This window comes from Mycolicibacterium vulneris, from assembly GCF_002104765.1.
Lineage (GTDB): Bacteria > Actinomycetota > Actinomycetes > Mycobacteriales > Mycobacteriaceae > Mycobacterium > Mycobacterium vulneris.
On the sequence record NZ_NCXM01000003.1, the window covers coordinates 219374 to 232770 of the forward strand.

Genomic DNA, 13397 nt, shown 5'->3' on the forward strand with positions numbered 1-13397 from the left:
TGCCTCGACCCGTGAGTACGCGTGCCCCCTCGGTAAGGGCCGTACGCCCATCAGACATCCCACAACTCCTCATCCACAGCGACAAAAGAATCGTCATCAATCGGCGCCATGAGGTCGACGCTGAGCGCGCCGAGCCAAATAAGGTGCCATACAACCGATTTCAGCTCACCTGAGCCGTCATCAAACGCAAATAAGTCTCCAAGAGAGATACCATCGGCGCCGGCAACACGTCGGATCAGGCCAATCTGCCGGGGCAGCCAATCGGGACGTCGCCTGAAACCGTGCAGCCACAATAGGTTCAAGCGTTCAACCGTGGCTAGTCCATTGAAGACCTCATACCGCCAGCCGACCGTCTCACAACATTTACGCGTAACCTCGGCCTGAAACGAGAAGGTCTCGTCCTGCTCGTCAAGCCGCCGAGCATCCCAGACAGTGACGTCGTCCTCAGCCGAGAGACTGAGCAAGTCCGGCGTGTGACGGCCGGGCGTCGGTCCACCCCACGACAGTCGAAATGGCTGTGAGACCAGCCAACTGACGCGCGGATCGCGATCACATTTACGCAGTAGATCGTGCTCGAGACCGGACTCCAACCAGACGTGGTCATCGTTGCTCATCGAGAACGCCGACACCGGAATGTGCCGCGCGTGCCACGAGGCACGAGTTTCACGGACGGGTTGCAGCGAACGCAGCGGCGGACTGTTGCGCGCTTGCCAGTCCCAGATCACCTCTTCGCGGACCCCCGACCGGAACGTCCACCTGACTGCGCCAACGGCTTCTAGCTGAAAAACTTCCGCGCCTCGCCGACTCGCTGCAACAGGCCTCGAATCTCCGCCGCTACCAAAGTGGTCGGAGCCGGACGATATCCCGCCTCGAGGAGACGCATAGGGGCGCCGACCTGCACCAGATCGACCACCGCTCCCCGGACTATTTGCGCGAGACGCCCTAGCGGCCACATCCGCGCCGATGACCGGCGGTGGACACGCATAAACGGTAACAACGCCGGCACGCCGACACAAGACATCAACTTGACATAAATGTTGACGGTGGCTCCGATATCGGAGCCAAAACACTCATTCGTGCGGCTTTGACACCTGCCCTACGACTCCCGAAGGCCGGCAAAATCGCAGGTGATGACGGGTGCAGCAATGCTCTAGCGGCTAGATAATCTGGCAGAGCCTATTCGCTAATCTTCGTTGCATCTCGACAACTACCTACAGTCACCGCGCCATGTTGGTGAACCGCGACAGGTGCAGCTGGTGCGCAACCGTCACCGTCTTGGTGGGGCCGTTGCGGTGCTTGGCGAGAATGAAATCCGCCTCACCCCCGCGCGGGTCGTCGCGCTCGAATGCGTCCGGCCGGTTCAGCAGGATCACCATGTCGGCGTCCTGCTCCAGCGATCCCGACTCACGCAGGTCCGACAGCATCGGCTTCTTGTCGGTGCGCTGCTCGGGACCGCGGTTGAGCTGGCTGATCGCGACGACGGGAACCTCGAGCTCCTTGGCCAAAAGCTTGAGGTGGCGCGAGAATTCGGATACCTCGAGCTGCCGTGACTCGACCTTCTTACCCGACGACATCAGCTGCAGATAATCGACCACGACCAGACGCAGGTCGGATTTCTGCCGCAACCGGCGCGCCTTGGCGCGGATCTCCATCATCGTCAGGTTCGGCGAGTCGTCGATATACAGTGGCGCCTCGCTGATTTCGCTCATCCGCCGCGCCAGCCGCGTCCAGTCCTCATCGCTCATGCGACCGGACCGCATGTCCGCGAGCTTGATCTTCGCTTCCGCCGACAGCAGCCGCATCACGATCTCGGACTTGCTCATCTCCAGCGAGAAGATGACGCTCGCCATGCGGTGCTTGATCGAGCACGACCGCAAAAAATCGAGGCCCAGTGTCGATTTCCCGACTCCAGGCCTGGCCGCCACGATGATCATCTGCCCGGCATGCAGACCGTTGGTCACCTCGTCGAGCTCGGTGAAACCGGTCGGCACGCCGCGAGCGACGCCACCGTTCGAGGCGATGGCGTCGATCTCGTCCATGGTCGGCTGCAGCAGATCCTCGAGGGGGACGAAATCCTCCGACGTCCGGCGCTCGGCCACCTCGTAGATTTCGGCCTGCGCGCGGTCGACCACCTCGGCCACGTCGGCTCCCTCGGCGCCCGCGTAGCCGTATTGCACGACTCGTGTGCCGGCCTCCACGAGGCGCCGCAGGAGCGCCTTCTCGGCCACGATGGTCGCGTAGTAGCTCGCGTTGGCCGCGGTCGGCACCGTCGAGATCAGCGTGTGTAGATACGGTGCTCCGCCGATGCGGCGCAGCAGGTTGCGGCGGTCCAGCTCCGCGGCGACCGTCACCGCGTCAGCCGGCTCGCCACGCCCATAAAGGTCGAGGATCGCGTCGTAAACGTTCTGGTGAGCGGGGCGGTAGAAGTCGCCGGGCCGCAGCCGTTCCAGCACATCGGCGATGGCGTCCTTGCTCAGCAGCATGCCGCCCAGCACCGCCTGTTCGGCCGCCAGGTCCTGCGGTGGCTGCCGGCCGAAGTCCTCGCTCGGCGGCGAGGAATCCATGCCCGACGCCAAGTCATCGACGACCGCCACGGATTCCCTCCTCCCCTGATTCACGCATCCGAACATACATTCGATAGTTGACTCGAGCGTAAGTCAAGGTGCTGACAACCTGCGCCCGATGGCACCCGCAAGCCCGGCGCCGGGACGACGTTAAACGTTGCTGGCTACTAGGCAAAGGGGGTGTTGTTTATGAAGCTGTGCATCGTGTGTGCATAGCCGTCGACACCTGTGTTGAGGGGGGTGTGGAGAACCTGTGGATTAATGCAAAGGGTTAGGACATCACTGCAGATACCGGCCATACAACGCCATGGAATTCGTGTGGACAAGAATCTCTACGGCGTGTCGGGCCAGGTTACTGCCCCGGGCGTGTTGGCTTTCGGCCGCGTTTTCCCAGCGTTACGGGCCGGTAAAGCGCCCCGGCGAAATACACCCCAGAAATAGTTCGCCGGGGAGCACGTCCGCGATCGCTGCCAGCGGAGTGTGGCCGCGTGCCAACAGCACAACGAAGCCCGGCGGCAGCCGATCAGGCCATCGCCGGGCTCCGAGCAAATGTGGGGCGCTTAGCTCTGCGCGACGACCTCGAGCGCGACCTCGACGTCGACCTCGGGGTGCAGGTGCACCGCCACCGGGTGCGTCCCGACGGCCTTGATGTGCGATTTGGGCAGCCGCACGATCCGCTTGTCCAAGTTGGGGCCGCCGGCCTTCTTGATCGCCGCGACGACATCGCCGGCCGTCACCGAGCCGAACAGCTTTCCGGAATCGGCCGCGGTCTTCACCGGCAGCGAGACCGGGCCGAGCGCCTCGATCGCCGTCTTGAGTTCGTTGGCGTGCCCGAGGTCGCGGACCGCCTTGGTTTCGCGGGCGCGACGGATATCGTCGGCCTGCCTCTGCGCGCCGCGGGAGGCCACGATCGCCAAACCGCGCGGGAGCAGGAAGTTACGGCCGTAACCGTCCTTGACCTCGACAGTGTCGCCGACGGTACCAAGGTGGTCGACGTCAGCCGTCAGAATCAGCTTCATCGTTTTCGTACTTTCGGTAGGCCTGCGGCGACTATCGCGCCGAGGAGGTAAAGGGCAGCAGCGCCACTTCGCGGGCGTTCTTCACCGCGATGGCGATGTCACGCTGGTGCTGCACGCAATTGCCGGTGACGCGACGCGCACGGATCTTGCCGCGCTCGCTGATGTACGTACGCAGCAGCGCGGTGTCCTTGTAGTCGATCGCTTGACCCTTTTTGGCGCAGAAGACACATTTCCGTGCCTTGACCGGCTTTTCCGGAGCCGGCCGCCGCTTGTTGGACTTGGCCATGTCTGTTTTTCTTTCCGTTCTCTATTACTGAAGTTTTTTCAAATCAGAAGGGCGGTTCGTCGTCCCCGCCGCCGAACGAGCCCGACGCGGGGGCGCTGCCCCACGGGTCGTCCGCGGGTGCGCTGCTCGCCGGCGCCGACTGCTGGCGGGATCCGCCACCGCCGCCACCGCCGAAGCCGCCGCCACCACCGCCACCGCCGCTGCGGCTGGCCTTGTTGACCTTGGCCGTGGCATACCGCAGCGAAGGGCCGATCTCGTCGACCTCGACCTCGAAGACGGTGCGCTTCTCACCTTCACGAGTCTCAAAAGAGCGTTGCTTGAGCCGGCCCGTGACAATCACCCGGGCACCACGCGTGAGGCTTTCCGCGACATTCTCGGCGGCTTCCCGCCAGATGTTGCATCGCAGGAACAGCGCCTCACCGTCTTTCCATTCCCCGCCTTGGCGGTCATAGATCCGGGGGGTCGACGCCACGGTGAAGTTCGCGACGGCGGCACCCGACGGGGTAAAGCGCAATTCGGGGTCGGCGGTCAGGTTTCCAACAACGGTGATAGTGGTGTCACCAGCCACAATTTCCTCCTCGTTCCGACCTGTTTCTCGCCGCTCGGGTGGTGGGTGTCATGAGCGTACTTTCGCTGAGCTCTCCACAGCCTAAGCAGGTGCGCCGACGAGAAGCACGCGACGCAGCCAAGGCTGTTAGTGCTTGTCGGTGCGCATCACCTTGGTGCGCAGTACCGACTCGTTGAGGCTCAGCTGGCGGTCGAGCTCGGACACCGTCGCCGGCTCAGCCTTCAGGTCGACGACGACGTAGATGCCTTCGGCGTGCTTGGCGATCTCGTAGGCCAGACGGCGCCGGCCCCAAATGTCGACCTTGTCGACGGATCCGCCATCCTTGCGGACGACGTTGAGGAACGTCTCCAAGGACGGGGCAACGGTGCGCTCGTCGAGCGTGGGGTCAAGAATGACCATGATTTCGTATGGACGCATGGAAACCTCACCACCTCCTCTGGTCTGTGCGGCCACGGACGTTCCGTGGCAGGAGGGTCGCCTGCGTCGGCAACCGCATCAGGCTACCGGATGCCTGACCAGGACCCAAAACGGCTGCTGTCCGCCCTCAGAAGCCCGCGCTCGGCGAAATCCCCTGATCGCGAACGGCGTCGAGGCAACCCTGCCGGTACACGGCCGCATCGTCGAAGCTGTAGTTCTGACCCAATTTGTCTGATTGCTGGCTGTCGCTGCACGCCATGATGGGAAGTTCGCCGTCCTGCTTTATCAACCGCAGAACGTGAGCGCCGTGACCGGCGTCGTAGCCGCGCTGGTAGGCGACGGGCGGCTTTTGGTTGGCGGGGGCGCAGCCAACGATGCTTATTGCCGCCAGAGCGACGGCGAAACTGCCGCAGCTCCAACGCCCGCGCCTGATTCTCATAGCGATCGGCACAACCGAACGATACAACTGTGTGTTGATAACCGCCGGTCAAGGCCACCCGCCTGGTCCGCATCTCGCCCAGCGCCCCGCCCCAGCCTTTGCCGGTAGGGGTTGATCACCTCCGGGATTGCGCGTATTCGCGCGCCCTGGCCCCGGTCGCGGTCAGTCCGTCCAGCAGGCCGGCCGCGGCCAGCAGCAGCGCGCCGGTGCACACCGAGGTGGTGAACCGGGTATTCGGATGCACCCGCTGCAACCAGGCGCGGATCGCTTCGTCCTCAATCAGCCCGCGGGTACCGATGCCGCCGGGGACCACCACGACGTCGGGCGCACCGATTTCGTCGAATGCGGTATCGCAGGTGACACCCAGCATCCGTTTTCGGTACGCACCTCACCACGCCGGTGCCCCACGAAAATCACGTCGACCGACGGAATGCGTTGCAGCACCTCATAGGGTCCGACGGCATCGAGTGCGGTGAACTGCGGGAACAACGGGATGGCGACGAGCATCACGCCGACACCTCCGCGAGCGGCGATTCGGTCGCCGGAGCCGATCGCCGCAGCGCCACGGGGCGCAGCCAATCCGGCACCCACCCGGGTGGCGCGTCAGGAGCGCGGTCGAATGGGCCGCCCGCCGGATCGTCCACCCGCCCGCCCCAGCGCACCAAGTCCTCACCGGGCCGATAGATCTGGCGAATCACCAACGCGCACAACACGATAACCGCGACATCCCGCAGCAGCACGGTCGTGGTGAAGAACTGTTCGGGCAACGAACGGTTGGGGTTGCCGTACAGGTAATACATCCGCGGCACCCACACCAGTGCGTCGACGGTCATCCACGCCAGCAGTAGCCGGCGATGCGGCAGCGCGAGCACCGCCAGCGGCACCAGCCACAGCGAGAACTGCGGGCTCCACACCTTATTGGTCAGCAGGAAAGCGGCGACCACCAGGAAAAGCAGTTGCGGCAATCGTGGCCGTTGCGGGGCGGTCAGCACGATGAATGCGATTGCCGCACAACACGCCACGAACAGCACCGCGACGACGGTGTTGAGCACCGTCGGCGGCTGCCAGAACCCGAGCTTGGGATCAAACCCCCGCCAGCCGGTGAACGACTTGATCACGTTGTACACCGAGTCCATGTCGTCGCCGCGACGGGTGTTGAGCCGGAAGAACTCCGACCAGCCACGCGGAAAGAACACCAGCACGGGCAGGTTCACCAGCAGCCAGGTCACTCCCGCCGCGACCGTGGTGCGGGCCCACGCACGCAGACGTCCGGTCCGGATTCCCAGCAGCAGCATCGGGCCCAGGAACAGCAGCGGATATAGCTTCGCCGCGGCGCCCACGCCGATCAGCACCCCGGCCAGCACCGGTTTTCGCCGCGCCCAGGCCAGGAGCCCGGCCATCGCGAAAGCCGTTGCCAGCGCATCGAAGTTGGTGAATATCTGAAAGATCAGTATTGGGGAGCCGGCCACCAGGGCCGCATCCCAGATCCGCCGCCCGGCCAGGCCGGCGCTCGCCCAAACGGTGGCCAGCCAGGCCAGTGCCAGCCCGAAAGCCGCGACATCGAAGAACATCACCACCTCGGCGACCACCGGAAGCGGGACGAGCTTGCTCAACGCGGTATAGGTCTTGGCCAGGGCCATCGACACATACTGATAGATCCCGGTCAGCACCGGATACTCCATGTAGCGCACCGCGGGCTGGCCGTCGTAACGGATCTGCTGGGCGCCGCTCGAGTCGGTCTCGACCCAGCTCGACTTGTAGGGAAACTTGCCCTGGCTCAACAACTCCGCGCCGTAGAGCGGCACGGTGTCGGAGTAACACAACTCGTAGTAGGCGCGCTGGTTGTCCCAGTTGGCCACCCGCTGGTCGGCGGCCCCGGTGCCGGTGCTCTGCAGACAGGCCGCCTTCGTCGACCAGCCGAGCGCCAGGAACACCAGCGCGATCAAGAACATCACCCGCAGCGGGGTCATCAGCCGGGAGCGGCCGATCAGAGCGTGCCGACCGACCGGTCCGCCGACGACGTCGGCGAGCGCAGCACCCAGAAAGTCGTTGCGGCTCGGGCAATCTCGGTTGTCGGCGCTGCGCAGATCCGGGGCGAGCCGCTGCGGTGAGGTCGTCGCGCCGTGCTCCGCGGCGTCGGTCACGGTGGCGGCGCTTGGGGTCCACCCGGCGGCACGCCACCACCCGGGACGCCACCACCCGGGACGCCACCACCCGGCGGGCCACCAAAGGGGCCACCAGGCGGGCCACCCGGCTCCAGGCCACCACCTGGCGGACCGCCGGGTGCCGGTGGCGCCACGGTGATCGTCGTGGGCGGACCGACCGGAATGGTGATGCCCGGCGCCACTTCGATGGTGGGCTGGATGACGGTCTCCGACGGCGGCGGAGGCGGCGGGGGCGCGACGGGCACGCCCGCGTAACCGCCGATCTCGGTCGGCTTGGGGAAGGATTCGTTGGACGTGCCCTTGAGTGCGCCGTCCATGGTGGACTTCCAGATGTCCGACGGCAGCCCCGAGCCGTAAACCGGTCCTCCCGAAGCCGTTACCAGCGGGCTATCGCCTTTGGCCGTGCCCACCCACACCGCGGTGGACAGCGAGGGTGTATAGCCCACCATCCAGGCGTCCTTGTTCGAGGTGGTGTCACCGAGCTGGGTGGTGCCCGTCTTGGCGGCCGACGGCCGACCGCCGGACAGGGCGTGGCCGCGCGAATAGGCGGCGATCGGCACCATAGCCGCGGTGGTGTTGTCGGCGACGGCCTTGGGGATGCGCTGTTCGCTCTTGTTGTCGGAGTTCGCGGCGTCGAACAGGACCTGGCCGTCGGAGTTGACGACCTTCTGCACGAAGTGCGGGCGGTGATAGACGCCGGAGGCCGCGAGCGTGGCGTACGCCGAGGCCATGTCGAACACCCGGGTTTGATACTGGCCCAGCACAACTCCGTTGTTGGGTGGTCCGCCCTTGCCGTCCTCGGAGAGGGTGTGGGCGACGCCGGGGAAGCTGGTCGCGATGCCGGCTTGGTGCGCGGCGTCGGCGACGGCCTGCGGGCCGCCCTTGAGCTTGAGCATCAGCCGGTAGTAGGAGGTGTTCAACGACATCTTGAGCGCCTGGGCGATGTTGCAGGTCCCGCAGCTCTCGCCCTCGACGTTGGTGATCTTGATGCCATCGACGGTCAGCGGTGAGCTGTCCACCTGGAAGCCCAGGCCGATCCCCTGCTCGAGCGCGGCGATGAGGCAGAACACTTTGAACGACGACCCGGTCTGCAGGCCGGCCTGAGCAAAGTCGAACCCGTTGGCGTCGGTGCCGCCGAAGTAGGCGCGTATCGCGCCGTCGTGCGGATCGACCGAGACTGCGGCCGAACGCATATCGGGGTCTTGTCCGTCGAGGTACTTCGACACGGCCTTCTCCGCCGCCTGCTGGGCCTTCGGGTCGATGGTGGTGGTGACCTGCAGGCCCTGGGTGTTCAGGGTGCGCTCGTCGATGTTGAACAGCTCCATCAACTCTTTCGTCACCTGACGCTCGATCAACCCGTTGGGCCCGGTCGTCTGGTTCTGCGCGCGCGCCTCATCCGGCGGCACGGTCGGCGGGAACTCCTGCGCGGAACGATCACTCGGAGACAGCGCCTTGGTTTCCACCATGCCGTCGAGCACCCACGCCCAGCGGGCACGGGCGCCCTGCGGATCGATCGCCGGGTCCAGCGAGGACGGCCGGCGGATCAGCGCCGCCAGCAGTGCGCCCTCGGAAACCGTGAGCTGCTCGACGGGTTTGTTGAAATAGGCCTTGGCGGCGGCCGAAATCCCGTAGGCGCCCCGCCCGAAGTAGATGATGTTCAGATAGGCCTGCAGCACATCGTCTTTTGACCACTCCCCCGACATCTTGGTGGCGATGACGAGTTCCTTGGCCTTTCGCATCAGGCCGCTGACCCCGTGCTGGGCCGAACCGACCAGCGCGTTCTTCACATACTGCTGGGTGATCGTCGACCCACCCTGCAGATCACCGCTGCCGAAGAGGTTGTTGTTCACCGCGCGCGCGAAACCGCTGAAATCGAATCCCGGGTTCGAGTAGAAATTGCGGTCTTCGGCGGCGATCACCGCCTGGCGCACATGCACCGGAACTTGGTTGATGTTGACGTCGACCCGATTGCCCTCAGGCGGGATGATCTTGGCGATCTCCGAGCCGTCGCTGGCCAAAATCGTCGAAACCTGGTTGGTGCGAAGGTCACCCGGTTTGGGGATGTCGACGATGAAGTAGGCCATCGCGAAGGTGACGATCGGCAACAGCACCAGCACCGCCGCGCAGATGTACGCCCCTCGCCGTACCCACAGCCAGTTGATCTGCTCGGTCCAGGCCCAGTCGCGCCAGGGTGGGATGGGCAGCCCGCCGGGACCGGCGGGTCCTCCCGGGCGTCCGGGTCGTCTGGGCGGCGGGGGCGGCCCGGCCGGCGGGCCACCGCCGAGGCCGGCCCGCTCTTGCCGGCCGGACGTCGGGTCCCGGCCGTCGAGTGCGGCCTTCACCTCGTCGAGCGCGTCCCGTCGTGACGGCGTCGACGGGGAGCCGGCCAGCGCGGCTTTGACTTCCTCGATGGGGTCGGAGCGCCGGGGCGCCCCGTCGTCTTGGACCGGCGGCAGGATCGTCGTCAGCCGATCGTCCGGCGGGGCTTTACGGCGGCGGTTGATCGTCGGCGGCGCCTCCCGGCGTTCGGGATCCCGACGGCCGGCGTCCGGACGGTCGGGCTCCGGGCGCTTGTCAGAACTCTGATTGCCTCCATGCTCAGTCGCGGGCCCACGTTGGTCACCGGACGACTGGCTGTGGCGTCCTTCGTTATTCAATGGCCGTGCGGGCGTTGTTGCGCGCCGTCCGCGTGCGGCCGGTGCCCCTGGGAGGAGGTGCCGTGCGCGCCGCTCCGAGCACATAGGACTTGACGAGATGGTTCCAGCTGCAGGTCCGGCACACCTCGACCACGTGGACGGCGAACTCCTCGAAGCGGGTTGCCAGCATCACCAGTTCTTCGGCCGTGCGCGCCGAGCCCGACACCGCACCGAGGTGCTCACCAAACACCCAAGACACCAGCGTCAGCTGCTCCTTGCGGCAGATCGGGCACATGACCTGACTCGGTTTCCCGTGAAACTTGGCGGCGCGCAGCAGATACGGGTTCGCGTCACAAACCTCGGACACACCGGTGCGGCCCGAGTACACCTCGGCCAGCAGTGAGCGCCGCCGGAGCGCGTAGTCCACCACTTGTCGCTGCAGTCGCACGCCCACCAGACTACGTCGCCATCCCGACCAGTGATACGCAACCGAACCGTGGCGGTCCGTGGCGGGCAGTCGGGGACGGTTTCGACGCCAAAGCGGGCCCGGACTTCTACGATCATCCCCGTGACGAAATGGCTCGGGTCACCGCTGGGAGGCGGGGTGACCACGACGACCCGCGCCAAGGACAGTGACCGCCAAGACACCTGCACGGTCCTCGACGACGCCCTGGCCGACGGCGAGCTGTCCGCCGAAGAGCACCGGGAGCGGGTCAGCGCGGCCACCAAGGCGGTGACGCTGGGCGACTTGCACGCCCTGGTGAACGACCTGCAGACCAACGCCGGGCGGCAACTGCCCGCCCTCGACTCGCGCCCCAAGCTGCCTCGAATCGGCGGCTGGGGAGTGCCGGCCGCGGCCTTCGTCGCATCGGTGTTGCTGGGGGTGGGCATCGGCTGGGGGTTGTACGGGAACACACGCTCGCCGCTGGACTTCACCACCGACCCGGGGGCCAAGCCCGACGGCGTCAGTGCCGTGGTGCTGACGCCGCCCACCCAGCTGCACTCGGTCGGCGGGCTCACCGGGCTGTTCGAGCAGATGCGCAAGCGGCTGGGCGACACCGTCGGCTATCGGTTGGTGATCTACCCCACCTACGCGGTGTTGGACCGCCCGGACCCCTCCGACGACCGCCGGATGCTGGCCTACACCTACCGCGGCGGGTGGGGCGATCCGACCAGTTCGGCCAAGAGTTCGTCGGACGCCCCCGTTCCCGTCGACCTGAGCAGATTCGACGTGACGAAGACGGTGGGCATCATGCGCGGCGCACCCGAAACGCTGCACATGAGGCCATCCGACGTGAAATCCACGTACCTGATCATCGAGCCAGGCACCGATCCGACCACACCGGGCGCGCTCTCGCTGTCGCTGTACGTCTCGAGCGACTACGGGGGTGGGCATATCACCTTCGCGGGTGATGGCACCGTCAAGCAGATGAGTCTGCCCACGTAAAGAGCGGTTCCGCGGCTCATTTCACACACCCCTGCACTGTGACGAACGGCAAACCAACAGTCAGTGGTGTTGTGGCTAATATATCGAGACGATACGATTGCGCGAGGCGTCGAACCGTCGTAACCAGCCACGCAAATCTTTTTCAGGGAGGTGATTCGATTGCTGGAGCTTGCCATCCTGGGTCTCCTGATCGAGTCGCCCATGCACGGCTACGAGTTGCGCAAGCGGCTGACCGGTCTCCTCGGTGCGTTCCGAGCGTTTTCGTACGGATCGCTCTACCCCGCCCTGCGGCGCATGCAGGCCGAGGGGTTGATTGCCGAGGATGCTGCCCCAGCCGGGACGCCGGTCCGGCGGGCCCGGCGCGTCTACCAGCTGACCGACGAGGGCCGCCGGCGCTTCGGTGAGCTGGTGGCCGACACCGGTCCGCACAACTACACCGACGACGGCTTCGGGGTACACCTGGCGTTCTTCAACCGGACTCCGGCAGAGGCGCGGATGCGCATTCTGGAAGGCCGCCGCCGTCAGGTCGAGGAACGACGGGAAGGCCTGCGCGAAGCGGTTGCGCGGGCCAGTAGCTCGTTCGACCGCTACACCCGTCAGCTTCATCAATTAGGGCTCGAGTCCAGTGAGCGCGAAGTCAAGTGGCTCAACGAGCTCATTGCTGCGGAGCGGGCTATGCCCGGCCTCTCCGAGCAAACGTAAATCCCTGCACAAACCCAGCATCCCAGTCAGTGGTTAGAGGTTAGGAGAACGCCCATATGAGTGAGCAGAACGCGCCGCAGGCGTCGACGGAGGTACGAGTCGCCATTGTCGGCGTCGGTAACTGCGCGTCTTCGCTGGTTCAGGGCGTGCAGTACTACTACGACGCCGACGCGAACAGCACCGTGCCCGGCTTGATGCACGTGAAGTTCGGTCAGTACCACGTCCGCGACGTGAAGTTCGTCGCGGCGTTCGACGTGGACGCCAAGAAGGTCGGCTTCGACCTGTCCGAAGCGATCTTCGCGTCGGAGAACAACACCATCAAGATCGCCGACGTGCCGCCCACCAACGTGACGGTGCAGCGCGGCCCGACGCTGGACGGCATCGGTAAGTACTACGCCGACACCATCGAGGTGTCCGACGTCGAGGCCGTCGACGTGGTCCAGGCGCTGCGCGAGGCCAACGTCGACGTCCTGGTCTCCTACCTGCCGGTGGGCTCCGAAGAGGCCGACAAGTTCTACGCCCAGTGCGCCATCGACGCGGGCGTGGCGTTCGTCAACGCGCTGCCGGTGTTCATCGCCTCCGACCCGGTGTGGGCCAAGAAGTTCGCCGACGCCGGTGTGCCGATCGTCGGTGACGACATCAAGAGCCAGGTCGGCGCGACGATCACGCACCGCGTGATGGCCAAGCTGTTCGAGGACCGCGGCGTGCAGCTGGACCGCACCATGCAGCTCAACGTCGGCGGCAACATGGACTTCCTGAACATGCTCGAGCGCGAGCGCCTCGAGTCCAAGAAGATCTCCAAGACGCAGGCCGTGACCTCCAACCTGCAGCGCGAGTTCAAGACGCGCGACGTGCACATCGGGCCGTCGGACCACGTCGGCTGGCTCGACGACCGCAAGTGGGCCTACGTGCGGCTGGAAGGCCGCGCCTTCGGTGATGTGCCGCTGAACCTGGAGTACAAGCTCGAGGTCTGGGACTCGCCGAACTCCGCTGGCGTCATCATCGACGCGGTGCGCGCCGCCAAGATCGCCAAGGACCGCGGCATCGGCGGCCCGGTGATTCCGGCGTCGGCGTACCTGATGAAGAGCCCGCCCCAGCAGCTGCCCGACGACGTCGCGCGCACCCAGCTCGAAGAGTTCATCATCTCGGGCTAA

The 13397-nt window shown here is 65.7% G+C and carries 13 protein-coding genes and 1 pseudogene; 3 read left to right on the plus strand and 11 right to left on the minus strand.

The window, feature by feature from the left end; translation table 11 throughout:
* Positions 1–50: 50 nt before the first annotated feature.
* The 11 genes and pseudogenes from B8W69_RS04320 to B8W69_RS04375 all read right to left on the minus strand — a co-directional run bounded on the left by B8W69_RS04320 (position 51) and on the right by B8W69_RS04375 (position 10542).
* The gene (locus B8W69_RS04320; protein ID WP_110881829.1) at positions 51–1070 is read right to left on the minus strand and encodes a TnsA-like heteromeric transposase endonuclease subunit; all 1020 of its coding nucleotides are present in this window, start codon (positions 1068–1070) and stop codon (positions 51–53) included.
* A 147-nt stretch (positions 1071–1217) separates the two neighbouring features.
* Positions 1218–2594 (minus strand): replicative DNA helicase, encoded by a 1377-nt coding sequence (gene dnaB / locus B8W69_RS04325; RefSeq protein ID WP_007771724.1) that lies wholly within the window; start codon positions 2592–2594, stop codon positions 1218–1220.
* A gap of 530 nt (positions 2595–3124) precedes the next feature.
* Positions 3125–3583 carry a 50S ribosomal protein L9 gene (gene rplI / locus B8W69_RS04335; protein WP_065029504.1) on the minus strand — a complete coding sequence of 153 codons (459 nt, stop codon included), beginning with the start codon at positions 3581–3583 and terminating at the stop codon, positions 3125–3127.
* Between the two features lie 31 nt (positions 3584–3614).
* Entirely contained in the window at positions 3615–3869 is a 255-nt protein-coding gene (rpsR, locus tag B8W69_RS04340) for a 30S ribosomal protein S18 (RefSeq protein ID WP_064883223.1), read from the minus strand.
* A 43-nt stretch (positions 3870–3912) separates the two neighbouring features.
* Entirely contained in the window at positions 3913–4437 is a 525-nt protein-coding gene (locus B8W69_RS04345; protein ID WP_085288723.1) for a single-stranded DNA-binding protein, read from the minus strand.
* Between the two features lie 126 nt (positions 4438–4563).
* Positions 4564–4854, minus strand: coding sequence for a 30S ribosomal protein S6 (gene rpsF, locus B8W69_RS04350; protein ID WP_007771721.1), 291 nt, complete (start codon positions 4852–4854; stop codon positions 4564–4566).
* Positions 4855–4981: 127 nt separating this feature from the next.
* Complete coding sequence (locus B8W69_RS04355; RefSeq protein ID WP_133057972.1) at positions 4982–5305, minus strand: hypothetical protein; 324 nt, start codon at positions 5303–5305, stop codon at positions 4982–4984.
* A 142-nt stretch (positions 5306–5447) separates the two neighbouring features.
* Positions 5448–5800, minus strand: a pseudogene (locus tag B8W69_RS04360) (DJ-1/PfpI family protein); the annotation flags it as partial.
* The gene (locus tag B8W69_RS04365) at positions 5800–7437 is read right to left on the minus strand and encodes a glycosyltransferase family 87 protein (protein WP_085288725.1); all 1638 of its coding nucleotides are present in this window, start codon (positions 7435–7437) and stop codon (positions 5800–5802) included. The gene B8W69_RS04365 and the pseudogene B8W69_RS04360, both read right to left, overlap by 1 nt.
* Entirely contained in the window at positions 7434–9962 is a 2529-nt protein-coding gene (locus B8W69_RS04370) for a transglycosylase domain-containing protein (RefSeq protein ID WP_085288814.1), read from the minus strand. The genes B8W69_RS04365 and B8W69_RS04370 overlap by 4 nt, the downstream gene beginning before the upstream one ends.
* Before the next feature lie 145 nt (positions 9963–10107).
* On the minus strand, positions 10108–10542 hold the full coding sequence (locus B8W69_RS04375) for a DUF5318 family protein (RefSeq protein WP_065029591.1): 435 nt from the start codon (positions 10540–10542) through the stop codon (positions 10108–10110).
* A gap of 120 nt (positions 10543–10662) precedes the next feature.
* Between B8W69_RS04375 and B8W69_RS04380 the strand changes: the two genes are divergently transcribed.
* The 3 genes from B8W69_RS04380 to B8W69_RS04390 all read left to right on the plus strand — a co-directional run bounded on the left by B8W69_RS04380 (position 10663) and on the right by B8W69_RS04390 (position 13397).
* Positions 10663–11541 (plus strand): DUF1707 SHOCT-like domain-containing protein, encoded by an 879-nt coding sequence (locus B8W69_RS04380; protein WP_085288726.1) that lies wholly within the window; start codon positions 10663–10665, stop codon positions 11539–11541.
* Between the two features lie 159 nt (positions 11542–11700).
* The gene (locus B8W69_RS04385) at positions 11701–12243 is read left to right on the plus strand and encodes a PadR family transcriptional regulator (RefSeq protein WP_003874738.1); all 543 of its coding nucleotides are present in this window, start codon (positions 11701–11703) and stop codon (positions 12241–12243) included.
* Between the two features lie 56 nt (positions 12244–12299).
* Positions 12300–13397: an inositol-3-phosphate synthase gene (locus tag B8W69_RS04390; RefSeq protein WP_085288727.1), complete on the plus strand. Its 1098-nt coding sequence runs from the start codon at positions 12300–12302 to the stop codon at positions 13395–13397.